This is a genomic window from Rhodococcus sp. IEGM 1306, assembly GCF_036541985.1.
In the GTDB taxonomy this organism is placed as follows: domain Bacteria; phylum Actinomycetota; class Actinomycetes; order Mycobacteriales; family Mycobacteriaceae; genus Rhodococcus_F; species Rhodococcus_F qingshengii.
This window is the reverse complement of record NZ_JAZHFF010000001.1, coordinates 598,662-621,302: the sequence shown is the minus strand read 5'-3', so window position 1 is coordinate 621,302 and position 22,641 is coordinate 598,662. Positions and strand designations below refer to the sequence as shown.

Annotated in this window: 25 protein-coding genes; 10 read left to right on the top strand and 15 right to left on the bottom strand. The window is 62.8% G+C overall.

Annotated features, from left to right (window positions below):
* Positions 1–138 precede the first annotated feature (138 nt).
* From V3587_RS03140 to V3587_RS03120, 5 genes are all read right to left on the bottom strand, one after another.
* Positions 139–555, bottom strand: coding sequence for a hypothetical protein (locus V3587_RS03140; protein ID WP_283376107.1), 417 nt, complete (start codon positions 553–555; stop codon positions 139–141).
* A gap of 179 nt (positions 556–734) precedes the next feature.
* Positions 735–1,901, bottom strand: a complete 1,167-nt coding sequence (locus tag V3587_RS03135; protein ID WP_283376106.1) for a hypothetical protein — start codon at positions 1,899–1,901, stop codon at positions 735–737.
* 444 nt (positions 1,902–2,345) lie between these two features.
* Positions 2,346–3,197: an alpha/beta fold hydrolase gene (locus V3587_RS03130; protein WP_283376105.1), complete on the bottom strand. Its 852-nt coding sequence runs from the start codon at positions 3,195–3,197 to the stop codon at positions 2,346–2,348.
* Between the two features lie 62 nt (positions 3,198–3,259).
* On the bottom strand, positions 3,260–3,568 hold the full coding sequence (locus V3587_RS03125) for a hypothetical protein (protein WP_143173070.1): 309 nt from the start codon (positions 3,566–3,568) through the stop codon (positions 3,260–3,262).
* Between the two features lie 219 nt (positions 3,569–3,787).
* Positions 3,788–4,330: a TetR/AcrR family transcriptional regulator gene (locus tag V3587_RS03120; protein WP_030535258.1), complete on the bottom strand. Its 543-nt coding sequence runs from the start codon at positions 4,328–4,330 to the stop codon at positions 3,788–3,790.
* Between the two features lie 121 nt (positions 4,331–4,451).
* Here V3587_RS03120 and V3587_RS03115 point away from each other — a divergent pair, with 121 nt between their 5' ends.
* From V3587_RS03115 to V3587_RS03105, 3 genes are all read left to right on the top strand, one after another.
* A complete protein-coding gene (locus V3587_RS03115; protein ID WP_047271067.1) occupies positions 4,452–4,925 on the top strand; it encodes a DUF4334 domain-containing protein in 474 nt (157 codons plus the stop codon).
* 29 nt (positions 4,926–4,954) lie between these two features.
* On the top strand, positions 4,955–6,043 hold the full coding sequence (locus V3587_RS03110) for an NAD(P)-dependent alcohol dehydrogenase (protein WP_054188965.1): 1,089 nt from the start codon (positions 4,955–4,957) through the stop codon (positions 6,041–6,043).
* Positions 6,044–6,127: 84 nt separating this feature from the next.
* A complete protein-coding gene (locus tag V3587_RS03105; RefSeq protein ID WP_075834255.1) occupies positions 6,128–7,327 on the top strand; it encodes a low temperature requirement protein A in 1,200 nt (399 codons plus the stop codon).
* 1 nt (position 7,328) lies between these two features.
* Here the strand turns inward: V3587_RS03105 and V3587_RS03100 are convergent, their stop codons facing one another.
* The gene (locus V3587_RS03100) at positions 7,329–7,913 is read right to left on the bottom strand and encodes a hypothetical protein (protein ID WP_003940111.1); all 585 of its coding nucleotides are present in this window, start codon (positions 7,911–7,913) and stop codon (positions 7,329–7,331) included.
* Between the two features lie 45 nt (positions 7,914–7,958).
* Complete coding sequence (locus V3587_RS03095; RefSeq protein WP_020908916.1) at positions 7,959–8,336, bottom strand: MmcQ/YjbR family DNA-binding protein; 378 nt, start codon at positions 8,334–8,336, stop codon at positions 7,959–7,961.
* Between the two features lie 99 nt (positions 8,337–8,435).
* On the opposite strand from V3587_RS03095, the gene V3587_RS03090 reads away from it, so the two are divergent.
* Positions 8,436–8,882, top strand: a complete 447-nt coding sequence (locus V3587_RS03090; RefSeq protein WP_003939955.1) for a hypothetical protein — start codon at positions 8,436–8,438, stop codon at positions 8,880–8,882.
* A 99-nt stretch (positions 8,883–8,981) separates the two neighbouring features.
* A complete protein-coding gene (locus V3587_RS03085) occupies positions 8,982–9,572 on the top strand; it encodes a DUF937 domain-containing protein (protein ID WP_003940105.1) in 591 nt (196 codons plus the stop codon).
* Positions 9,573–9,628: 56 nt separating this feature from the next.
* Here the strand turns inward: V3587_RS03085 and V3587_RS03080 are convergent, their stop codons facing one another.
* Positions 9,629–10,813, bottom strand: a complete 1,185-nt coding sequence (locus V3587_RS03080) for an MFS transporter (protein WP_283376238.1) — start codon at positions 10,811–10,813, stop codon at positions 9,629–9,631.
* 147 nt (positions 10,814–10,960) lie between these two features.
* On the opposite strand from V3587_RS03080, the gene V3587_RS03075 reads away from it, so the two are divergent.
* The 5 genes from V3587_RS03075 (at position 10,961) to phoU (ending at position 17,100) form a co-directional block, all read left to right on the top strand.
* Positions 10,961–11,836 carry a LysR family transcriptional regulator gene (locus tag V3587_RS03075; RefSeq protein ID WP_192712245.1) on the top strand — a complete coding sequence of 292 codons (876 nt, stop codon included), beginning with the start codon at positions 10,961–10,963 and terminating at the stop codon, positions 11,834–11,836.
* A gap of 131 nt (positions 11,837–11,967) precedes the next feature.
* Positions 11,968–12,927, top strand: coding sequence for an acyl-ACP desaturase (locus V3587_RS03070; protein WP_003940492.1), 960 nt, complete (start codon positions 11,968–11,970; stop codon positions 12,925–12,927).
* Between the two features lie 81 nt (positions 12,928–13,008).
* The gene (gene dusB, locus V3587_RS03065) at positions 13,009–14,151 is read left to right on the top strand and encodes a tRNA dihydrouridine synthase DusB (protein ID WP_283376104.1); all 1,143 of its coding nucleotides are present in this window, start codon (positions 13,009–13,011) and stop codon (positions 14,149–14,151) included.
* 150 nt (positions 14,152–14,301) lie between these two features.
* Positions 14,302–16,332 (top strand): LCP family protein, encoded by a 2,031-nt coding sequence (locus V3587_RS03060; protein WP_042451384.1) that lies wholly within the window; start codon positions 14,302–14,304, stop codon positions 16,330–16,332.
* Positions 16,333–16,404: 72 nt separating this feature from the next.
* Positions 16,405–17,100: a phosphate signaling complex protein PhoU gene (phoU, locus tag V3587_RS03055; RefSeq protein ID WP_003940130.1), complete on the top strand. Its 696-nt coding sequence runs from the start codon at positions 16,405–16,407 to the stop codon at positions 17,098–17,100.
* Positions 17,101–17,158: 58 nt separating this feature from the next.
* On the opposite strand, the gene V3587_RS03050 is transcribed toward phoU, so the two are convergent.
* The 7 genes from V3587_RS03050 to ureA all read right to left on the bottom strand — a co-directional run bounded on the left by V3587_RS03050 (position 17,159) and on the right by ureA (position 22,638).
* On the bottom strand, positions 17,159–17,905 hold the full coding sequence (locus V3587_RS03050; RefSeq protein ID WP_003940029.1) for an SDR family oxidoreductase: 747 nt from the start codon (positions 17,903–17,905) through the stop codon (positions 17,159–17,161).
* A 90-nt stretch (positions 17,906–17,995) separates the two neighbouring features.
* On the bottom strand, positions 17,996–18,733 hold the full coding sequence (locus V3587_RS03045) for an urease accessory protein UreD (RefSeq protein ID WP_047271073.1): 738 nt from the start codon (positions 18,731–18,733) through the stop codon (positions 17,996–17,998).
* Complete coding sequence (gene ureG / locus V3587_RS03040; protein ID WP_020908922.1) at positions 18,733–19,476, bottom strand: urease accessory protein UreG; 744 nt, start codon at positions 19,474–19,476, stop codon at positions 18,733–18,735. Before ureG ends, V3587_RS03045 begins: the two co-directional genes overlap by 1 nt.
* A complete protein-coding gene (locus V3587_RS03035; protein WP_007733855.1) occupies positions 19,469–20,158 on the bottom strand; it encodes an urease accessory protein UreF in 690 nt (229 codons plus the stop codon). Before V3587_RS03035 ends, ureG begins: the two co-directional genes overlap by 8 nt.
* A gap of 4 nt (positions 20,159–20,162) precedes the next feature.
* On the bottom strand, positions 20,163–21,872 hold the full coding sequence (locus V3587_RS03030; protein ID WP_030535249.1) for an urease subunit alpha: 1,710 nt from the start codon (positions 21,870–21,872) through the stop codon (positions 20,163–20,165).
* On the bottom strand, positions 21,869–22,339 hold the full coding sequence (ureB, locus tag V3587_RS30675) for an urease subunit beta (protein ID WP_411742217.1): 471 nt from the start codon (positions 22,337–22,339) through the stop codon (positions 21,869–21,871). The genes V3587_RS03030 and ureB overlap by 4 nt, the downstream gene beginning before the upstream one ends.
* The gene (gene ureA, locus V3587_RS03020) at positions 22,336–22,638 is read right to left on the bottom strand and encodes an urease subunit gamma (protein WP_003939800.1); all 303 of its coding nucleotides are present in this window, start codon (positions 22,636–22,638) and stop codon (positions 22,336–22,338) included. The genes ureB and ureA overlap by 4 nt, the downstream gene beginning before the upstream one ends.
* Positions 22,639–22,641 lie beyond the last annotated feature (3 nt).

Below are 22,641 nucleotides of genomic sequence, written 5' to 3'. Positions count from 1 at the left end.
GCCGACATGTCAAGCGATACAGCCGAAGGATCAGTCCACGCCTCGACACGTCTAAAGGTCCGTGGTCTGCAATTCGAGGTTTGGGCTAGGGGGTGCCCGTCTCGAAGGTCTCTATCGAGTTGTCGATTCAGCCCCGATTTAGCGAACGCGATTGCCCGCAGCTCGGCGTGCCGGAGCGGGCTTGCGAGATGAGGATCGGGCCGACGTACCCTTTCCGGCTTTCGACCCCGCAGAATTGGTCAGAGTGGGTGGCGTGGCCTTCGGCTTGAAGAGTGAGTTCCCGGCTGCGACCCCTGCTCTGGAGCCGAGCGTATGGCCGAGGGCACCGCCGACCGCAGCGCCTGTGGCGGAGCGCGTGACTGCAAGGCCTGCAATGACGCCAACCTGCGCGCCACTCACCCCACCAAGACCCACAAGCGCGGACCTTGCTGCGGTTCCCGCGATCTTTGCGACGTTCGACTTTCCTCGCGGGCTACCCTTCCCGGCCCAACGCCCACCCTTGTCGCGGGGTTGGCCGAGATAGGCAGTCTTGGATCGGAACTGCCGCTTACTCATCGCTCACCTCTCCGGCTGACACTCGCAATACTGCGCACGGCGTCCGCAGACAAGCCATCACTCACCGTTTCACTGGCTGCGCGACCTCGATACCGTTGAACGCCCAGCGGGTCCAATCCGCGACCGTGACTGAACTCGCTGGGCCCAGGCTCTTGGTCACGCTTCATAGCCACGGTTGCCTACTTCGGGAAGGTCGGCTTGGCGTACGCCGCGTTGGTCGTGACCTGAAGAACGGCTGCACCTCCGCGATGTCGAACGCCTGTGCCGTACCCCACTGCGTAGTAACTGGAGATGAGGGGGTAACGCTGGTCTGCTCCAGGAATCAAGCGAAGCCCTTGGTATTCCGGTACTGCGTGGACTCGGAAGCCGACGGGGTTGCCCTCTGCACCAGGGCCAGCAGACGCGACTACAGCGACGTATCCCTTGGGGATGAACGCGCTTTGGATCACGTACGCATCGCCATAGCTGCCGAGAATCGCGAGGCCGTTCCACTCGCCTGGAGCCTGGTCACCAATAATCTGCTCGGTAACCAGTCGTGGAGGTGCCGCGCTGGATGGAATGAAGTCGAAGTGAGCTTCCACGCCGTCTGTACCCGGCTCACCAGCGCGGAATGTCGCGATCATCTTCGCTTCGATCGGGTTGGCGAGGATGAGCAGCTTCCGACCGCTCTCCGCGCTGAAGCCCTTGCCGCTGACCTTGGTGAGGAGTGTCTCGACATCAGAGGGATCCAGAACAGCCGACCCGCTAGCGAGATAGTGAGTATCGGTGTCAGGATCGAACTCGGTGCCGAGGTAGGGCGGAATGAACATGCCGTCGCCGTTGTAAAGCCCGTAAATGGTGTTGCCTTCGGGCGACTGGCTCTGAGTCGGATCAAACAACCGCTCCAGCACCGCCGTCGTCGTCGCCCGATTCGCACCCTCAAGAATCGAATTGTGGACAGCACCGACCTGCCGCGAATCTGCGTCGCGCAGATACTTCCACGTGAACCGGCTGGCAAGGTCGTAATCCTCATAGCCATATGCGAGCTTGAGAATGTCCTTGGGAACGCGATGCCCCTGCGGCACGCCAAACTCCGACGCAATCTCGAACTGAGCACCTGCTACTGCCTGCGGGACTGCGTCGATCTGTCGTGTGGTCTGGTAGCTGATCAATGCGGCGAGCGCGGTTCGCTGTTGGTTGTACAACTCCAGAGTGGTCGCGAACTCAGCCCAGACCTGATTGAGATCGACTCCATCCGAAGTCTGATTGACAAGGACATCACCGAGGGTGTTGGTGCCGCTTTCAGCACCCCAGAACGAATAGAACGACTCATGTGTGCGGGCGGACGACAGCGGATTTGTAGACATGCGAATGCTCCATCGGATATGTGGATTGAGGGTCGCGCTCAGCGCGGGAATCTGTAGGCCACAGGCCAATGAAGCATCGTGTTTGTCGGGTCGCTAACTAGCGGGAATCCGACGTACGAATCGAGCCTACTCGAGACGAGCGCCCGAGTAAACGAGCGTGAGATTAGCGTGACGTGCGGCGTAGTTCGATCGTTCTAGCGACGTACTCAACGCGTACCCGAACGCCCTAGAACGTACGCCTAGCTGCGGCAATGCTCTTCACTCGCGGGAATCTCCGCCGGTCGCCGGAACCCAGAAATCACACCCCTCACCTACTTTTAATCCGCAGGTCGTAGGTTCGAGTCCTACTGGGGGCACAAACACAGACCCGGCGCCTCATTCAGAGGCGCCGGGTCTTGTGCATTCGTGCCACATCGATTCGTGCCACATGAATGCAACAGCAGGTCATCGAAGCAGGAACTCGAGGGTCACGCGCTCGAATGCCTCCTTGGCTTCGATCATCACCCAGTGCCCGCAGTTCGGAAATACATGCAGTTCGGCGTTCGGAATCAGTCGCATCGGAATCATCGGCATGTCCGGTGGACACTGCCGATCATCGAGCCCCCATGTCAGCAAGGTCGGGCATTGCACCTTGTGCATCATCGACCAGTACGGCGGCACATCCGAGTTGGACATCATCTGCTGCTGAGCGGCAAAGGCTTTGGATCCGTACATCGCGGTCAATGCCTGGTGCGAGGCCGGATCGTTGGCCGTTTGCCATCGTTCCTCGATCCGCTCCTCGGTGATCACGGATCTGTCGTAAACCATGCACTCGAGCCAGCGAACCAACTTCTCACGGCTGGGAGCGTCGGCGAATTCCTGGAGGAGACGCGTACCTTCGCTCGGGTTCTGACTGAAGATGTTCGGGCCCACGCCTCCGATGGTGACCAATCTGCGGACGCGGTCAGGGAACCTCATCGCGACGTTGACCCCGACAACTCCGCCCATCGAATTGCCGATCATCGCAGCGGATTCGATTCCCAGCGCATCCATGAATCGAACCACCGCCGAGGTTGCCGTGAGAGCTGGATGACCGTCGACGGCATCGCTCACGCCGAACCCCGGGAACTCCAGGAGGTAGCAGTGGAAGTGCTTTGCGAACACCTCGAGGTTCCCCCGATAGTTCCGCCAACCACTCACACCGATCCCTGAGCCGTGCAACAGGATCAACGGCGGACCATCGCCCGCCTCGTGATAGCGCAAAGTCCCCTTGTCAGTAGCGACTTCGCGTTTGGTCCCCTCATAGGTCACGTCCATCACGCAAGATTAGAACGTGTTACAGATCCAGGACGGCTGATTGCGGAACTTCGCAACCACCGTCAGAAGCATCCCCCGCTGCCTCGACGCCCACTGCGATTCGTGGACTTCTGCTCGCTCGGTTTCGACTTCCCCGTCCCGGCCTTCACACACCGGTTGGGGCGCCGCACCTGCTCGAAGTGCCCGGCGCTCACCACATGACCGGCCACGCTGACCTTGACCGGCGCATCCGCGCGGGCGGTTCCGACTTGCGCCGATCCCAACGTCACGGCGCAAGCAGCCACAACGACCAGCGCTACCTTCTTCGAGATCTTCATATGCACGGCCACTTCGACACGGGTCCACTCCAGATGCTGAACAGGTGCGCGCACCGAAGGAACACGCTCGGCGTCGACGATATTCAGTCAGGGTGGCCGGCCGCGATCCTTTTGCTCACCAGCATCTGAACAGTCGACGACAAAAGTTTTGGCGGCACGTCAACATCCCGAGGGCGTCAACGAGCCGACGCCCAACGTACGCACCGTTACTGAGAAATCCGTAAATCCGGGCAACCACACAGCGACGGGTGTGGACGTTCGCGTTTGGACTCGCTACGCCACAATCAAACGCCGAACCGCCTCGACTGCCGCCTCCCGACGTCGAGGGATGGAACGAGACGACTTGAGCGCGAGCATCCGGGCGATATCCGTGATCAGCAGGATCAACTCCGTGGGATTCCACGCGGGGTCGATGTGTCCCTCGAGCTGCCCCTTGCGGATTTCCGCAACTTTAGGCCGGAAGGTCTTGCTTCGTATGTCGTCCTCGCTCATGACGTCCGGCGCTTCGAGATCCGCCCATTGCTGCAATCGGGCGTTCTCGGGATGGGCAACGTAGTTGTCGAAGAGGCGACCTGCATAGCCCGGCAAGTCGTCACCTCGAAGTGCTGTCTCCGCTGTTGTTTCGGACGTCCACTGTTCGGTCACGGCAGCGAACAACTCTTCCTTGCTTGCGAAGTACGCATAGAGACGGTCTTTGCTGGCACGCGCTTGCGCGGCGATCCGATTGATCCGCGCGCCGGCCAGCCCGTACGTGGCAAATTCGTCCTTTGCGGCCGCCAGAATGCGGTCCCTCGTAGCTTCCCCTGCTGAGCGCATGTTGACAGCCTAGAACGAATCGACCGTTGCCGAACCATCCGGTTCGGCGTAGCGTGCAGAGTTGACGAACAATTTGGTTCGCGAACAAGTCGTGCCACTTACCGTCGACTCGAGGAGAGACATGAATCTCGACGAAGCCCGAACTGCTTTCGCCCGGCTCCGTGCTGCGGAAAGTGGTGTATCACCAGCAGAACTCGACGAAGTGTGGGCCGCGCTGGAAACCGTCGCCGCCGAAGAAATCCTCGGCGAGTGGAAGGGTGACGACTTCGCCACCGGTCACCGGCTTCACGAAAAGCTGTTCGCGAGCCGTTGGTACGGCAAGACCTTCAACTCGGTCGAGGACGCCAAGCCGTTGATCTGCCGAGACGAAGACGGCAACCTCTATTCCGACGTCAAGGGCGGCAATGGCGAAGCAAGCCTGTGGAACATCGAGTTTCGTGGCGAAGTCACGGCAACGATGGTCTACGACGGTGCGCCGATCTTCGACCACTTCAAGAAGGTCGACGACTCGACACTGATGGGCATCATGAACGGAAAGTCGGCGCTGGTTCTCGACGGTGGGCAGCACTACTACTTCCTGCTCGAGCGAGCGTGATTCGCGCCGAACAGAATTCGAGATCCTCCATGCAGATGACAGCGGCGCTCTCACACGGCCCGCACTCCCCCTTCACACTCGACACCGTTGAAATCGACGAACCCCGCGCAGACGAGATCCTGGTTCGCATCGTCGCTACCGGCCTGTGCCACACAGATCTGTTCACGAAGTCGGTGCTACCGGAAAGGCTCGGCCCCTGCGTGTTCGGGCACGAAGGGGCGGGGGTGGTCGAGGCCGTCGGCTCGTCGATCGACAGCATTGCGCCCGGTGATCACGTGTTGCTGAGCTACCGCAGTTGCGGTGTGTGCAGGCAGTGTCTCAGCGGCCATCGGGCGTACTGCGAAAGCTCACACGGGCTCAACAGCTCTGGCGCACGCACCGACGGCTCGACGCCGGTCCGGCGAAGCGGAACTCCGATACGGTCCGCATTCTTCGGCCAGTCCAGCTTCGCGGAATACGTCATCGCCACTGCCGACAACACCGTCGTCGTCGATCCTGCGGTGGACCTGACCGTCGCGGCTCCCCTCGGCTGCGGATTTCAAACCGGCGCGGGTGCCGTGCTGAATCTACTTCGCCCCGAGCCCGACTCGACGTTTGTCGTCTTCGGAGCCGGCAGCGTCGGACTCGCAGCGCTACTGGCAGCGAGGGCTGCCGGCGTTTCCACCCTGGTCGCCGTGGACCCCGTTGCGCAGCGGCGCGCACTCGCCGAGGAATTCGGCGCCGTCACTGTCGATCCGACCACCGAGGACGCGGTCGAAGCAGTACGCGCCGCCACCGACGGAGGTTCGACACATTCCCTCGACACCACCGGAATCGGCTCCGTGATCAATCAAGCCGTCACATCACTTCGAGCACGGGGAACACTGGCGGTAGTCGGACTCGGAGCGTCCACGGTCGAGATGAACATGGCCGACATCATGCTGAGCGGAAAGACAATTCGAGGATGCATCGAAGGAGAGTCGGAAGTCTCGACGTTCATCCCCGAACTCGTCGAACTCTTCACTGGTGGCCGGTTTCCGATTGACCGCTTGGTGACGCGCTACGCCTTCTCCGACATCAACAAAGCCGTCGAAGATCAAGCGTCGGGGCGCGTCATCAAACCCGTTCTCGTGTGGTGAGGGGCGAAATGTCTCATTCGTCGACCCGACGGAATTCGCCCTAGACTGCGCTCCTGCACTAGACGTCGGAGCAAGGTGGGGACGATGACAGAACACACCAGTACAGGCGCGGGCCACGGCCGGGCCGTAATGCCGATCATCCGGATGCGCGCACGCAGCCGCGACGAGGACCATCGAGCATCGACGCCACTCGAACTGTTCTTCGACCTGTGTTTCGTGGTTGCAGCCGCACAGGCCGGAGTTCAACTGGTGCATGCTGTCGCCGAGGGCCACTACGCCGACGGCATCGCCGGCTATATGTTCGTCTTCTTCGCGCTGTGGTGGGCGTGGGTGAACTTCACCTGGTTCGCGTCTGCCTACGACACGGACGACGTCCCCTACCGGGTCGCGACCTTCGTACAGATTTGTGGCGTGCTCGTCTTCGCCGCCGGAATCCCCGACGCATTCGACGGAACCGACCGTACGACGGCCATCGTCGGCTACCTCATCATGCGAATTGCGCTCACCTGCCAATGGCTTCGAGCCGCCAGCGGTGAATCCGGTGCAGCGCGAACCACTGCTCTGCAATATGCCGCCGGGCTCGTGATCGTCCAGGCCGGCTGGATCGTGCTGCTCCTGATGCCGGCGTCGGCGTGGATTCCGGGCTTCTTCGTTCTCATGATCGCCGAACTCGCGGTGCCTGCGATCGCCGAACGCAACCACCAGACGCCGTGGCACCCGCATCACATCGCCGAACGCTACGGCCTCTTCACCATCATCATGCTCGGCGAAACCATCGCTGCCGCCACCATCGCGGTCCAATCCGGCATCCGGGATTTCGACGCCGCCGATCTACTGATTCCGATTGCCGTCGGCGGAGTTCTGATCGTGTTCTCCGCGTTGTGGATCTACTTCGCCGTCCCGATCCACGAGTACCTCGCAGACCAAGGCAATCGCGCCGTCCTGTTGTGGGGATACGGGCACTACTTCGTATTCGGATCCGCTGCGGCCATCGGCGCCGGCATCGAAGTAGCCGTCGAGGAAGCAGTTGGCGAAGCGCACATTTCGACGTTCGCAGCATCTGCCGCGGTCACGATCCCCGCCGCGATGTTCCTGATCTTCGTGTGGCTCATGCACTCACGACACTTCAAGCGTGACAGGATCGAGCAGGCTGTTCTACCGGTGAGCGCAATCCTGGTTCTCGCCTGCACATTTGCCGGACACTGGGCGGTCCCGCTCGCCGGACTGGTGGCGGCGGGAACCGTCGGAGTCGGTGTCGGCCTGAGTACTCGGTCGAAGAGCTGACTCAGATTTCCGGGGCTGGAGCCTCGCCCTTACTCTGCGGCTCGTGTTGCTTGAGCTCACCGCGCATCTTGTCGAGATCCTTGCCACGCTTTTTGTACATGTAGCCGAGCGCGACAAGACCCAGGAACAACGCAACGCCCAGGACGGCACCGACAACGGATGCTCCGCGGAATCCGGGGCCGTCGACGTCGAGGATCCGCTCGCCCGCATGCGCAGCGTTGTTGTTGCCGAGAACAACTGTCAGAGAGAGCAGATTCGGCAGCGCGAAGATCACACCCAACGCGAGAGCCGTGATCTGCATGATTCGAGCATGCTTGCGCTTGCGCACCTGCCAGACCGCCCGGAAGAAGATGAGCGGGACCAGGGTGCACACGAGACCGAACAGCAGCCCCCACGCGATTCCGGCGCTGAAACTGCCGTTCGCCAACGACGCAATGCGCTGCGCCCACCAACGCGGAAGGAAGGCGGCAAGGATGAAGTAAGCGATGACCAGGACCACCGCCATCACTGCGATCCCGATGGCCTTCTTCGCCCACGGCGGCATGCCCGGTTTTGCGGTGGCCGGTGAAGTTTCCGGTGTCGTCATGACAATTCCTCGTCTAGTCGGCGTCTGTACTGACGAATCTATCCGTTACGGGCGTTCCTCATCCGCATCGAGAACGATCCGGGCAAGCCGCTTCGGCGCAACGAGGGTGAACGAGGTGTAGATCCACTCCTCCAGTTGCGACCATTTCTCCTCGGAAACGTCGGTGCCGATGTCGAGTGCAACCCACCCGTGTCGACCGAGTCCGTAGCCCGCAGCACTTGCGCCTGGTTCGGTGGCCACCACCGCTTCGGCTTCCTCCTTGCTCAGCTTGACGGTCAAGGAGGTGGCTTCGAGGTTGCAGAACACGAAGTTCTTGCCGCGGACCCGGAACGTCGGGTGGCCGTCCCACGCTTCGATGTCGACGCGCTCCGCTTCCGGCAGCGACAGCGAGATCTCTTCGAGTCGACGCATGTTGTCGGGCATGGAGACGATTCTGCACGCCCGATACCGAGCTTGACACCCGCGACACAGCTAGGCTCGGCGACGACCGCGTCACCGAACTCCGAACACAGGGAGACTGGCATGCGCACGTTAGTTCATCTCGTTCTGCTCATTTGTGGAATCGCCGTTGCCGTCGGCTCGTTCATGTACGTACTGGCCGGGGTCAAACCCGACAACGTTCGCCTCGAGGACCTGCGGGACGGCTTTCCGGCCGGGTGGGCAATCGAGCAACTCGGCGATCAGTCCGTGACCTTCTACCGGTCGATGGCGATACTTCTGCTCGCCGCCGCCGTATTGATTCTGATCGCCGCATTGTTCGGTTCTCGCATCGCAGCATGGATCGGAATTATCGTGGGATTGGGGACTCTTGGCACGTTCTACTACCGCGTGAACGATCAGTTCGACAATGTCATCAGGGAAAACTACTCCACGATCCTGACAAATCAGACAGGATTCATTCTGACGGCCGGCGGACTGATTCTCGCTCTCCTAGCGTGCCTGGTCCCCCGCGAGAAGACCCGAGCCTGACCGCTCGGCAACCGGAGGGTTACCGTCGACGCCGACATTCACTAGTGTCTGCAACAGCCGGGTACTGACGAGTAGTACCCCAGAAGAGGTAGGGCATCAATGGCATCGCTTGACGACCTTCTATCCCAGATCCCCATCGACCAGATCGCGCAGCAACTCGGCGTCGACCAGGCAACTGCCGAATCGGCGGTCAAGACTGCACTTCCGACCCTCGTCGGTGGCCTCGGCGCCAACGCGCAGGATCCCGCCGGTGCAGCCTCGCTGGAAAGCGCGTTGCAGTCTCACGCCGACACCAGCCTTCTCGACGACGGCGTCGACATCAGCAAAGTCGACACCGCTGACGGTCAGAAGATCGTCTCGAACATCTTCGGCGGCAACACCGATCAGGTCGCCAGCGCACTGGGCGGTGTCGGTGGCGGCGGTGGAAACGATCTGGTGAAGCAGTTGCTGCCGATCCTCGCTCCCATCGTCCTGGCCTACCTCGCCAAGCAGTTCACCGGTGGCGGTGCCGGCGCGCAGACTCAGGCCTCCGGTGGCGGCGGGCTCGGGGATCTCCTCGGCGGAATTCTCGGCGGCGGCGGCAATTCCGGCGGCGGCATCGGCGGCGCACTCGGCGGCATCCTGGGTGGATCCGGTGGCGGCGGCCTCGGAGACCTGCTCGGCGGCCTCCTCGGCGGCGGCAAGAAGTAAGACGCTCGACAGAACGCACTGCGGCGATCCCGTTCGGGGTCGCCGCAGTGCTCTGTTCAGTCAATCGTCGAAGATCGAAACATCCTCAGTGACAAGGCAAACGCAACCAACAGCAGCGCGCCCACAAAAGTACTGACCCCGACCCAACCGCCACCCGCGTATGCAAGACCCGCGAGGGCGCCCGCCACGGACGAACCCGCGTAGTAGGCAAACAGATACAACGCCGACGCCTCGGCCCGGTGATCGGTAGCGATCAGCCCCACCCAACCGCTGGCCACCGAATGTGCGGCGAAGAATCCTCCGGTGAAGAGCAGCATCCCCACGAGCGTCAACGCCAGATTGTCCGGAACGGTCAGTGCCAGGCCGATACCGATGACGACAACCGACCCGAGCAGCACGCTGCGCCTACCCAGTCGGTCAGAGGCCCCGCCGGCTACCGCCGAGGTGAAAGTTCCGGCAAGGTAGAAAAGGAACACCAGGCCCACAAGCGCTTCAGGAAGGCCGAAAGGTGCTGCCGTGAGCCGAAACCCGAGGAAGTTGTAAATCGACACGAAGCCGCCCATCAGGATGAATCCCAAAGCGAAGAGTGTTCGCAGCGACGGGTTCGCAAGGTGGCGTCGTAGATTCGACGCGATCGTGCGCGCCGATATCGGTTGCGGGCGAAAGAACTTCGACGCGGGAAGCCGCCGGATAATGTTGAGCGCGAACAATGCCGACAGCGCGGACGCAGTCAACAGCGCCCAACGCCACGTACTGAAATCGACGACGGCCGACGGCACGAGCCGTCCGATCAGCCCACCGATCGTCGTGCCGGCGACGTACCTTCCCATCGCTGCACCGAGGTCCTTCCGATCGACCTCCTCGGCCAGATAGGCCATCGCCACCGCCGGGACACCGGCCAGAGCCAATCCTTGTGCTGCGCGTCCGACCAGCAGAACCTCGATCGTCGGACTCAGCGGCAGAAGTAAACCGATCACACAGGACGCCGACGCCGACGCGATCATCACCCGCGTGCGACCGAAGCGCTCGGAGAGCGCACTGGCCGGAATGATTGCCAACGCCAACATGCCCGTCGTCGCCGAGACGGACAGCGCAGACACCGCAGGCGAGACGTGGAAGTCTTCGGCGAACGCAGGCAGCAACGCCTGTGCCGCGTACATCGAGATGAACGTCGACAGCCCGGCCGCGAACAACGCAACGGTCACGGTTCGATATCCCGATGTTCCGCGGCGAAGCGGCATCACTTCGGATTCGATCACATTCTCGACAGTCACCACGTACCTCCAGGCATCACTTACCTCCGGCAAGAATCCTCCCGCCCAGACTCGGCAAAAGAAAATGCATAAACTTGGTGTTCTATATGCTCTGGGGGTATATAGATTGGGTTCGTGATGCTGACCGAAGACCTCGAATGGTTTGTCGTGCTCGCCGAAACCCAACAGGTGACCGCTACCGCGGATCTGACTCACCTGTCGCAGCCGACCCTTTCGCGCAAACTCGCTCGCCTCGAACGACAGATCGGCGTGACACTCTTCGACCGTCAGGCACGCCGACTCGAACTGAACCGGTACGGCGAGATCCTCTATCGACATGCTCGCATCGCACTGCGTGCCCTCGACGCCGCGCAGACCGAAATCCAGTCGCTGGCGAGCCCCGAGAGCGGCACGGTCCGACTCGACTTCCTCCACTCGTTCGGCACCTGGTTGGTGCCGCACATGCTGCGCGGATACCGCGTCGAGTATCCCGGAGTGCGATTCGAACTGCATCAGGACAGCGCGCAGTTCCTGGTCGACAGAATCGCCGCCGGCACGTCCGACCTGGCCGTCGTCTCGCCTCAGCCGCGCGATCCGCAGGTGGCGTGGATGCAGATCGCCCAGCAGTCACTGGCATTGGCTGTTCCGGCTGATCATCGCTTTGCGAAGTTGCATTCGGTCGAGCTTGCGGACGCGGCCGACGAACCGTTCATCGGTATGCATCCGAACTTCGGGATGCGAAGAATTCTCGATGAACTGTGCGCGGCCGCAGGATTCACTCCGAATTTCGTCTTCGAGAGCAGCGAGCTGGCAACGGTCGGCGGACTGGTCTCCGCGTCCTTCGGTGTCTCGGTCATGCCGGTTCAGGATCCACCGATCTGGGCCGAAGGAGTCGTCTACGTACCGATCGAAGGAGCACAGCGAAAAATAGGGCTGATCTGGTCGAAGAGCCGCGAGCTGTCCGATCCCGCCCGGACGTTCCGCGACTACGTCGAAAGAACGACTTGGTAGTGAAAGTGCCCCCGGATAACTACGGATCGGTAACATCCCTCGAGGGGAGCAATTTTCATGCCATTCTTTTCAAACCTACGGTGCCGTAGGCTGGGGCGAAGTCGCGCATTCACTCAACATGGAGGCAAGAAATGACGAGGATTCTGACGCAGCTGGAGCTGCTACAAGAGCTGCAGCCGGTTGCCGAGGAGAACGTCAACCGCCACATCTCCATGGCCAAGGAATGGCATCCACACGACTACGTTCCGTGGGACGAGGGCCGTAACTTCGCAGCCATGGGTGGCGAAGACTGGAGTCTCGAACAGTCACAACTCGGCGAGGTAGCTCGCGCCGCGATGATCACCAACCTGCTCACCGAGGACAACCTGCCGTCGTACCACCGTGAGATCGCCGAGAACTTTTCGCAGGACGGTGCCTGGGGAACGTGGGTCGGCCGGTGGACCGCCGAGGAGAACCGCCACGGCATCGTGATGCGTGACTACCTCGTCGTCACGCGCGCAGTCGACCCCGTCGAGCTCGAGCGCTTCCGCATGGAACACATGACAAACGGTTACAGCGCACCCATCGACGAGGGCGACGCCGGCCTGCTGCACTCGGTCGCCTACGTGACCTTCCAGGAACTCGCGACGCGCGTCAGCCACCGCAACACCGGCAAGGCCTGCGACGAGCCGATTGCCGACAAGATGCTTCAGCGCATCGCGGCCGACGAGAACCTGCACATGATCTTCTACCGCAACATCTGCGCCGCCGCGCTCGATCTTGCTCCCGATCAGGCGCTCAAGGCTGTGGCGAACATCGTCCAGAACTTCCAGATGCCCGGTGCCGGCATGCCGAACTTCCGCCGTAACGGCGCCCTCATGGCCAAGCACGGCATCTACGACCTTCGCCAACACCTCGACGAGGTCGTCTGGCCTGTCCTGCGCAAGTGGAACATCTTCGAGCGCAACGATTTCAGCGCCGAAGGCGAGAACACGCGCGAAGAGTTGGCGGCCTTCCTCGAGACACTCGCCGCCAACGCGACGAAGTTCGAGGAACAGCGCGATCGCATGCTCGCACGCGAAGCCGCCAAGCGCGAACAGCAGGCTTCTTAGTTTCACCAGCTATTCTGTGCCCGGTACCGGATTCGGTACCGGGCACTTCCAATTGTCACAAGTATTTGTTCAGAGGTAGACATGTCATCCCTTCGTATCGGTTCACTCGAGCTGCACAGCCCCGTGGTTCTCGCACCCATGGCGGGCGTCACCAACGTCGCCTTCCGCACGCTGTGCCGTGAACTCGAACTCGAACGTGCAGGCAGCACGTCCGGGCTCTACGTCTGCGAGATGGTCACCGCCCGCGCGCTCGTCGAACGCCAACCCGCCACGATGCACATGACCACGTTCGGTCCGACCGAAACGCCCAGGTCGCTGCAGCTGTACACCGTCGACCCGGATACGACTTACGCCGCGGCCAAGATGATCGTCGACGAGAACATGGCCGATCACATCGACATGAACTTCGGCTGCCCGGTACCCAAGGTGACCCGCAAGGGCGGCGGATCGGCTCTACCGTACAAGCGTCGACTGTTCGGTCAGATCGTCGCGGCAGCCGTGCGCGCCACCGAAGGCACCGACATTCCGGTCACCGTCAAGATGCGCGTCGGCATCGACCCCGAACATCACACGCACCTCGACGCCGGCCGGATCGCGGCAGCTGAAGGCGCCGCTGCCGTCGCACTTCACGCACGTACCGCGTCGCAGCGCTACTCCGGCACTGCTGACTGGAACGAGATCACGCGCCTCAAGGAACACGTCACCGACGTGCCGATCCTCGGCAACGGCGACATCTTCGACGCCTCGGATGCTGCCCGCATGATGAACGAGACCGGCTGCGACGGCGTCGTCGTCGGACGCGGCTGCCTCGGACGGCCATGGCTGTTCGCGGAACTCAGCGCAGCTCTCAACGGACAACAGATCGCCACGCCGCCGACGCTCGGCGAAGTCACCAAGATCATCGCCCGTCACGCCCAACTGCTCGCCGCACATCACGGTGAAATGAAGGGTCTGCGCGAACTTCGCAAGCACGTCTCCTGGTACATGCGTGGGTTCCCGGTCGGATCGGATCTGCGGGTCTCGATGGCTCTGGTCAGCACGTTGTCCGAACTGGACGATCTGCTCGGACAGCTCGACCACGACGTCCCGTTCCCCAAGGACGCCGAAGGCCCGCGCGGACGCCAAGGCTCACCCGGTCAGGTAACACTCCCGGAAGGTTGGCTCGACGATCCCGAAGACGACCTTGTGCCGGTGGGAGCTGACATGATGCACTCTGGTGGCTAGCGAAAACACGCCGTCGGATTACTCACATCACTTTCTGAGTGAAGCACTCAGGATTCACCAGTAATATGGCTCCAGCTTCGTCGACAACCGGTTGACGCCGGCATCTGAATGACGAGTTACTGACAGTCGACGACGGGACAGGTTGCATCGGTGGGTGATGATCACGATTCGGGCCCACCTCCGCCCGAGAGCCGCGCCCCCTGGGAACGTCCGCTCGCAGACAAGCGCTTCCGCAACGCCCGACCGGACCAACCGGCAACGCCCCAGCGCCCTGCCACACCCCAGCGACCAACACCGCAACCACCCAGTCCCCCGGAGCGTCGCAGCAGTGGACGTACCGGGCGACGGGACTCGCCTCCGACCGACGACTCTGTTTCGGTCGCCGAGTTGGTCCGTCGGGTAGGCGACAAGAAGCCGCCACCAGCCCCGGCTACGCCGCCCAAGCCGGCGCCGAACAAATCCGTACCACCCAAGACTCAATCTTCAGCAGCGTCGTCGCCGCCCCCCGCCCGGCCGATTCCCGCCCGTCCGACCGTTCCGCCCGCCGCTGCGGACTGGATCACCGAAGAACATCCCGTCACCTCCGCAGTGCCGCGGGTAGTCGGTGACACCGGCGCCACTCGTCTGGCGCAAAGCAAGATTCGCCGCCGCCATCGCGCAAAAGTGATCGGCCGATCGGCAGTAGCGTTCCTGGCCGTCATGTCTCTCGCATTGACCGGCGTCGTGTGGGGCTATCTGCGCTCGGTCGAAGGCGGATTCGATCAGATTGCGGCACTCGACACCGAGTCCGACGACATCATCGACGCCGGTGGTCAACTCGGCGACGAGACGTACCTGATCATCGGCACCGATACCCGCGCCGGTGCGAGCGGTGAGATCGGCGCCGGAACCGTCGAAGACGCCGAAGGCGCCCGAGCCGACACGGTCATGCTGGTGAACATTCCCGCCGACCGAAGCCGCGTCGTCGCCGTCTCCTTCCCGCGTGACCTCGACGTCGAACGTCCGATCTGTCAGGGATGGGACAACGACGCCGGCAAGTACACCAGCGAAACCTTCCCGGCAGCGAGCGGGGACAAACTCAATGCGACGTACGCACTCGGTGGCCCCAAATGCCTGGTCAAGGTCATCCAGAAGATGTCCGGCCTGAAAATCGGGCACTTCGTCGGAATGGACTTCGCAGGTTTCGAGCGCATGGTCGACACCGTCGGCGGTGTGAACGTCTGCTCCCCCGGACCGATCGAAGACGGCATCCTCGGAACCGTCCTCGCCTCCGGCGGCACGCAGATGCTCGACGGCCGTACCGCCCTCAACTACGTGCGTGCTCGCCACGTCGAAGCCGAGGGCAACGGCGACTACGGGCGCATCACCCGCCAGCAGAAGTTCCTGTCGGCGCTGCTCCGCTCGGCCCTGTCCAACCAGGTCCTCCTGAATCCGAGCAAGCTCAACGGATTCATCAACGCCTTCACCAGCGACACGTTCGTCGAAAACATCGACACCAAGTCACTGGTCACCCTCGGTCGCTCGCTCCAGAACGTCGACGCAGGCGCGGTCACGTTCTTGACGGTCCCCACGGACGGCACCAACGACTGGGGCAACGAGATTCCTCGCACGGACGAGATCAAGTCCCTCTTCCAGGCGATCATCGACGACGATCCGCTTCCGGGTGAAGAGCGCGAGGACACCACACCGTCGTCGACCAGTTCCACGACAACCGCTCCTACGTCCAGCACGCCGCCGGCCGCCACTTCCGTCGAGGCAATGAGCGCCTACAACATCTCGGTCGACGTCTCCAACGCCTCGGGAATCGCCGGGCAGGCCGCGACAATCGCCGACAGCCTCGCGGCCTACGGTTTCCAGATCTCCACAGTCGGTAACTTCAGCGCAGCCACCGGCCTGGCGAATGCCCAAGCGTCGACCACCGTCGTGCGCTACGCCGCAGGTTACGAGGCTGAAGCGGTGACCGTCGCGTCGTCGATTCCCGGCGCGGTTCTGGTTCTCGCTCCGAGCATGGGAGACATGATCGAGGTCGTCGTCGGAAGCAATTTCGCCGGCACCGTCGTCGCCCCCGCGGACCCGGGAACCATCCTGGCGGCAAATCCGACGTCGGTCGACACCAGCACCTCGACGGCTCTGCCCGCCGACATCGCCAGCGTCAACGCCGGCGACACCACCTGCGACTGACACGCGTTCATTCACCTTGCGTTCACCTGGTGCTTGTGACTTGGTCTTTCACGGCACGTAGGCTCTGACCTCATGCGCGTGGCTTACAACGAACAGATGACCGAGCTTGCAGACACGCTCGGCGAGATGGCAGGACTGGCAGGTGCCGCTATGGAGCGCGCCACCCAGTCCCTGCTCCAGGCAGACCTGTCCCTGGCAGAACAAGTAATCGGCGAACACGACAAGATCACCGAACTCAGCACCATCTGCGAGGAGCGCGCGTTTGCGTTGCTCGCCTTGCAGGCTCCCGTTGCCGGAGATCTGCGCTCGGTGGTCAGCGGAATCCAGATCGTCGCCGACATCGACCGCATGGGCGCACTCGCCCTGCACGTCGCCAAGATCGCGCGCCGCCGACATCCCAACCACGTGCTTCCTGAAGAGGTCAACGGCTACTTCGCCGAGATGGGACGCATCGCTGTCTCCATCGGTGCGGCCGCCAAGGTCGTCCTCGAGACCCGCGACCCCGAGCGCGCTGCCCGTCTGCGCGAAGAAGACGAAGCGATGGACGACCTCCACCGCCACCTCTTCACCGTCCTCATGGACCGTGAGTGGAAGCACGGCGTTGCCGCCGCAGTCGACGTCACGCTGCTCGGCCGCTTCTACGAGCGATTCGCCGACCACGCCGTCGAGGTCGGCCGACGTGTCATCTTCCTGGTGACCGGCAAGCTGCCCGAAGAGCCCGAAACCACCGAGAAGGTCGACAACCTCACCTCGTACCCGGATCTCTGAACCCAACCGTCCACGTGAGTAAAAGGCGGCCGCGCACTTGCGCGGCCGCCTTTCCTATTCAGTTCTCGTGCAACCAGGTTTCCAACGTGGGTCCTGCAGTTGTGGATCCCGGCGCGGGCAGCAACGCCCCACCCTTCATCGCCTTACCCGCTCCCGGCATCGAGATCGGGATCAGCCACTTACGTCGGCCACGGTATTTCAAGATCTCGCGCGTCATGGCCGGGATCTCGAGGACCTCGGGCCCGGCCAGGTCCGGAGCCCTCCCGGTCGGACCGTTCTGAGCGCAGGTCACGAGCGCCTCGGCAACGGTCTTCGCTGCCACCGGTTGTGACCGCATCCGAGGAACCATCGCGATCGGCCCCAGTCCGAACAGCGCGATCGTCTTCTCGCCGAACTCGAACCACTGAGTGGATCGCAGGATCGTGAAAGGAATACTCGACGCTTCCACCGCGCGTTCCTGCGCAGCCTTCCCCTGGTAGTAACCGAAGGACTTCAATCGCGGATCGTCGCAGTTCACGATCGAGAGCAGCACGTGATGCTTAACGCCTGCTCTGGCTTCGGCCGCGGCGATGTTCTTCGCTGCCGTCTCGAAGAACTCGATTGCCTTCTTGGCACTGTTGGTGACGTGATCACTCACGTCGACGACCACGTCGGCACCGACAAATGCTTCGTCCAACCCCGCACCCGTGGAGATGTCTACTCCCGTCGATCGAGCGGCGGCGACGACGTCATGGCCCCCGATTTTCGCCTGCTCGACGACCAGCTTTCCCATCTGGCCGGTTCCGCCCAGAACAACAATTCGCATGATGCCTCCGTCAAACCCGTGCGCCCGGCTCTCTTCGGCCTGGTCACATACTGGACGACGCAGCCTCCCGAAGTGTGACGGTCGGGCGAATCAGTCGCTGTACTTCTGCGAAACCCGCCCACGCCACCGCGACCAGATCGGATCCAACGCTGCGCTCGCCTCGTGTGCGTGATCGGCCACGGCCCGTGCCAGCATCCCTGCTCCCGCCAGCGGCGTCACGTGCCCTTCGACGTCGTCGGAAGTCTTGATCCCCAACAGCATGGTCGTACCGAGCACGCGATGGCCACCGAGAATTCCCGGCAGCGAACGGCCCGGCACGCTACGCAGGTCGAGAGTTTCCACGAGCAGCGCGTCACCGTCGACGGTAATGCGCTGATCCGAGCGAAGGGCACCGCCGGTTTCGCCGGTCCGGCCGAACACGATCATCTCGTCGAGCAGCGCAACCGCATCGGATTCCAGTGAAATATCCACGCGCCTGGTCACATCCGCGCCGCCCGCGACGACAAACGGTGCCGCGCGCCAGATCAGCGCCGCACCGGCGCCGACGCTCGCCGAAGCCGACCACGACGCCCGGCCGCCACGCGCGTTGTACGCGACGGTCCCCGACGGCTCGATCACCTCGAGGCACGTACCCGGAGCGACTACGAATTCGATACGCAGGTCGTCGCCGGCCAGCAGCGTTGCACTGTGGCCTACCAAGGCAATTCGCACGGTGAGCCCGCGAGCGTCGACGAACCGCGGGGCCAGGAAGTCGCCCGAGATCAGCTCTCGCGCAACAGCGGTGTCACCCACTCTCTCGACGACGACCCGCGTAGCTCCGGTGCGCATCAGTGAGCGTGAGAGTGGCTGTGCCCGTGACCGTGTCCGTGGTCTTCTTCATCGGCATGGAAGTGCGGCGCCATCGGCCCCGGATCCTGCGGGGTGTGACTACCCGCACGGTGAGCTGCGATGACCTGGCGAAGCCACGCACTGAGTTGGTCGATCGTCGCGTGATCCTTCTGGCTGAGCGCGAGAACGGGAAGTCCGTCTCGCGCGGCCGTGGCATCGGCCACCATCTGGACCGCGTCGACGTCGACGTACGGGGCCAGGTCGATCTTGTTGACCACCAACAGATCTGCCCGCTCGATGCCGGGACCACCCTTACGTGCGACGTCTCCGCCGCCCGCGACGTCGATGCAGAAGATCTGGGCGTCGACCAGTGCCGGGCTGAACGTGGCGGTCAGATTGTCACCGCCGCTTTCCACGATCACCATGTCGAGGGGATGGAACTGACGCTCGAGGTCTTCGACCGCAATGAGGTTCGGCGTGACGTCGTCACGAATAGCCGTGTGCGGGCACGCACCGGTCTCGACTGCGACGATGCGCTCGATCGGAAGTACGTTGGCCGCGCGCAACAGTCGCGCGTCCTCGTCGGTGTAGATGTCGTTGGTGACCACCGCGATCTCGTACTCCGACGCGAGTTCGCGGCAGATGGTGGCGATGAGGGTGCTTTTGCCGGTGCCGACGGGGCCGGCAACGCCGAGCCTCAAACCTCTTGCAGCAGTGGTGGTGTTGTTCAGGTTGTCAAGCACGGAAAATCCTCCTGGATCGAGCGTGGTGTTCGAGTGACCATTGTTCGACCAACGGCCCTGTTGTTGCGGGTATATCTGCGACGCCCTCGACGGCTACGGCAGCCGCGGCGACGGTTTCGATGGTCGGGGCTGCTCGGAGCAACCATTCGACCGGTTCTGCCGGATCCACCGGCAGTAGCTTCAATGCCGCCGACGCCACCGTTTGGGCGTCGTCGTACAAACAAGATCTGGCTGCCTGTAGGTCGTCCATCCCGGAGACCGCCGTGAAGACGCCCAACGCGAGCGGACGCATCGGATGCCCAGGCAGCGCCATGAGCATCTGCACCGCGGGGTGCTGCGGCCACAATCGCGACGCCAGTCTCGCCAGCCCACGGCCGAGCTGAATCGACGCCTCACGCAGCGGTGCGCTGGGAGTCCGAGCGAGCAGTTCCCTCGAGATGTCCTCGAGTTCGCCTGCACTACCCTCACTTACGGCCCAGCGGCGCGTGACCACCGTTGAAGCGGCCTCGACAAGTCCGACTGTTTCGAGTCGACCGCGAATGAAGTCAGGGACCTGACTCTGCAGGAGTCCGCCCGCCAGTGCCGGTTCCAACCCCGACGAGTGCGCGTGACCGCCGGTAGGCAGACGCCCGTCTGCCAAGAGCATCGATGCTATCTCGGCAGACGCCGTCTCGATCGACATGGTTTCAGAACAGCATGTAGCGCTGAGCCATCGGCACTACGTCAACGGGGTTGGGCGCGATCAGGTCGCCGTTGACCTTGATGGCAAACGTCTCCGGATCGACGTCGATGGACGGCAGCGCCGTGTTGTTCGGCATGTCTGCCTTGGTGAGGTGCCTCGTCGGACGAACACCGGTAAGGGTGCGCGTGAGACCGAGACGGTCGGCCAGACCGTCCTCGATGGCCATCGGAGAGACGAACGTCGTGGACAGGTGCGGGGCCGATCCCGGAGTCGCCGCGATGGCCGGGCGAACGAACACCGGCTGCGGGGTCGGGATAGCAGCATTCGGATCACCAAGCGGCGCAGCAACTATCGCCCCGCCCTTGATCACGGCAGAAGGACGGACTCCGAAGAACGCGGGATCCCACAGCACCAGGTCCGCCATCTTCCCTGCCTCGACCGAGCCGATCTCGTGATCGATACCGTGCGCCACCGCGGGGCAGATCGTGTACTTGGCGACGTAACGCCGCGCACGCTCGTTGTCGGCCGGCATGCTGGTGCCCAGCTTGCCGTACTGGGCCTTCATGACGTGAGCCACCTGCCATGTCCGCAGGGTCACCTCACCGATACGGCCCATCGCTTGGGCGTCGGACGAGGTGATCGAGATGGCTCCGATGTCGTGCAGAAAGTCTTCTGCTGCAATCGTTGTCGGCCGGATCCGGGACTCGGCAAAGGCAAGATCCTCCGGAACCCGGGGATTGAGCGCATGACACACGATGAGCATGTCGAGGTGCTCGGCAACCGTGTTGACGGTATGCGGCAACGTCGGATTGGTCGATGCCGGAAGAACGTTCGGCTCACCTGCCGTCACGATGATGTCCGGTGCGTGCCCGCCGCCGGCGCCTTCCGCATGGAACACGTGGATCCCACGTCCGGCGATCGCATCCAAAGTGTGCTGTACGTAACCGGTTTCGTTGAGGCTATCGGCGTGCAGCGCTACCTGGAGGCCGAACTCGTCGGCTGCGCGCAGAGCTGCGTCGATCGCAGCCGGAGTGGAACCCCAGTCCTCGTGGACCTTGAATCCGCCTGCGCCGGCGAGAGCTTCCTGACGCATGGCCTCATGACTGACGGTGCTGCCCTTGCCGAGGAGAAGAACGTTGAGCGGGATGTGGTCGAGGGCGCGGTGCATCATCGTCAAGGACCAGGCGCCGGGTGTGACGGTGGTTGCCTTGCTTCCCTCGGTGGGGCCCGTTCCGCCGCCCGCCACCGTCGTCGTACCGGTCGCGAGCGCCTCCATCATCTCGATTTCACTGAGGAAGTGCACGTGAGTGTCGATCGCACCCGCGGTGAGGATCTTCCCCTCGCCGGCGATCACGTCGGTGCTCGGCCCGATGAGCAACTTGGGATGCACGCCATCCATGATGTCGGGGTTACCGGACTTGCCGATCGCAACGATGCGTCCGTCGCGAATTCCCACGTCTGCCCGGACGATTCCCCAGTGATCGAGAATCACCGTGTTGGTGATGACGACGTCGAGAGCACCCTGGTCGCGAGTGGTCAGGCCCTGGCCCATCGACTCGCGGATGCTCTTACCGCCGCCGAAGACCATCTCGTCGCCGGTCGCGGTGTAGTCGTGCTCGATCTCGATCCACAGATCTGTGTCGGCCAAACGGATCTGGTCGCCTGCGGTCGGGCCGTACAGGGAGGCGTAGCCGCGTCGATCGATCCTGCTCATTCGGCTGTCCTCTCAACTATCGTCGCGGCGTCATCCGGTGAATCCGCCTCGACTGGAACATCACTCACACGCACGTTCACCGAGGACGCTCGCAAAGGTTCTTCGACCTCGACGCCGGGCGTGCCGAACGGCATGACGGTCTTGGGCTCGCGCGCATGTGTCGGTAGGTCTTCGTCCGGCACGATCTGCAGGCCCGGAACCCTTTTGAGTCCGCCGAGCGCGATCAGTGTCACCGTTCTGCTGACCCCGGGTTCGAACCGAACCGACGTTCCCGAGGGGATGTCGAGCCGGAAGCCGTCTGCCGCTTCGCGATCGAAGGTCAACGCCGGGTTGGCCGCGGGAAGGTGGAGATGTGAACCGATCTGAATGGGGCGATCGCCGTCGTTGACGACGACCATCGTGATTTTTTCCGCGTCGATGCCGAACTCGAGCGGTTCGGTGGACACACGTACTTCGCCGGGAATCATCGAATGGGCTCCGTCACGGTGACCAGCTTGCGACCGTCCGGGAAAGTGGCCTCCACCTGGACGTTTGCAATCATCTCGGGTACCCCTTCCATCACGTCGTCGCGGGTGAGCACTTGCCGACCGGCGTTCATCAGTTCCGCAACCGTCATTCCGTCACGCGCGCGCTCGAGAATCCAGCACGAGATCAGTGCCATCGCTTCGGGGTAGTTCAGCAGTACCCCGCGCTCGCGGCGGTCACGGGCGACCATGCCCGCGACGCTCAGGAGCAGCTTTTCGGTATCTGAAGGGGTGAGGTGCACTGA

Bases quoted from the DNA above. Each gene is read 5' to 3' on its own strand.
- V3587_RS03140 (WP_283376107.1), bottom strand. From the start codon at position 555: ATGAGTAAGCGGCAGTTCCGATCCAAGACTGCCTATCTCGGCCAACCC.
- V3587_RS03045 (WP_047271073.1), bottom strand. From the start codon at position 18,733: ATGCGCACCGGAGCTACGCGGGTCGTCGTCGAGAGAGTGGGTGACACC.
- V3587_RS03085 (WP_003940105.1), top strand. From the start codon at position 8,982: ATGGCATCGCTTGACGACCTTCTATCCCAGATCCCCATCGACCAGATC.
- V3587_RS03090 (WP_003939955.1), top strand. From the start codon at position 8,436: ATGCGCACGTTAGTTCATCTCGTTCTGCTCATTTGTGGAATCGCCGTT.
- V3587_RS03135 (WP_283376106.1), bottom strand. From the start codon at position 1,901: ATGTCTACAAATCCGCTGTCGTCCGCCCGCACACATGAGTCGTTCTAT.
- ureB (WP_411742217.1), bottom strand. From the start codon at position 22,339: ATGATTCCCGGCGAAGTACGTGTGTCCACCGAACCGCTCGAGTTCGGC.
- V3587_RS03080 (WP_283376238.1), bottom strand. From the start codon at position 10,813: ATGCCGCTTCGCCGCGGAACATCGGGATATCGAACCGTGACCGTTGCG.
- V3587_RS03070 (WP_003940492.1), top strand. From the start codon at position 11,968: ATGACGAGGATTCTGACGCAGCTGGAGCTGCTACAAGAGCTGCAGCCG.
- phoU (WP_003940130.1), top strand. From the start codon at position 16,405: ATGCGCGTGGCTTACAACGAACAGATGACCGAGCTTGCAGACACGCTC.
- V3587_RS03100 (WP_003940111.1), bottom strand. From the start codon at position 7,913: ATGACGACACCGGAAACTTCACCGGCCACCGCAAAACCGGGCATGCCG.
- V3587_RS03115 (WP_047271067.1), top strand. From the start codon at position 4,452: ATGAATCTCGACGAAGCCCGAACTGCTTTCGCCCGGCTCCGTGCTGCG.
- V3587_RS03050 (WP_003940029.1), bottom strand. From the start codon at position 17,905: ATGCGAATTGTTGTTCTGGGCGGAACCGGCCAGATGGGAAAGCTGGTC.
- V3587_RS03035 (WP_007733855.1), bottom strand. From the start codon at position 20,158: ATGTCGATCGAGACGGCGTCTGCCGAGATAGCATCGATGCTCTTGGCA.
- V3587_RS03110 (WP_054188965.1), top strand. From the start codon at position 4,955: ATGCAGATGACAGCGGCGCTCTCACACGGCCCGCACTCCCCCTTCACA.
- dusB (WP_283376104.1), top strand. From the start codon at position 13,009: ATGTCATCCCTTCGTATCGGTTCACTCGAGCTGCACAGCCCCGTGGTT.
- V3587_RS03120 (WP_030535258.1), bottom strand. From the start codon at position 4,330: ATGCGCTCAGCAGGGGAAGCTACGAGGGACCGCATTCTGGCGGCCGCA.
- V3587_RS03130 (WP_283376105.1), bottom strand. From the start codon at position 3,197: ATGGACGTGACCTATGAGGGGACCAAACGCGAAGTCGCTACTGACAAG.
- V3587_RS03095 (WP_020908916.1), bottom strand. From the start codon at position 8,336: ATGCCCGACAACATGCGTCGACTCGAAGAGATCTCGCTGTCGCTGCCG.
- V3587_RS03030 (WP_030535249.1), bottom strand. From the start codon at position 21,872: ATGAGCAGGATCGATCGACGCGGCTACGCCTCCCTGTACGGCCCGACC.
- V3587_RS03105 (WP_075834255.1), top strand. From the start codon at position 6,128: ATGACAGAACACACCAGTACAGGCGCGGGCCACGGCCGGGCCGTAATG.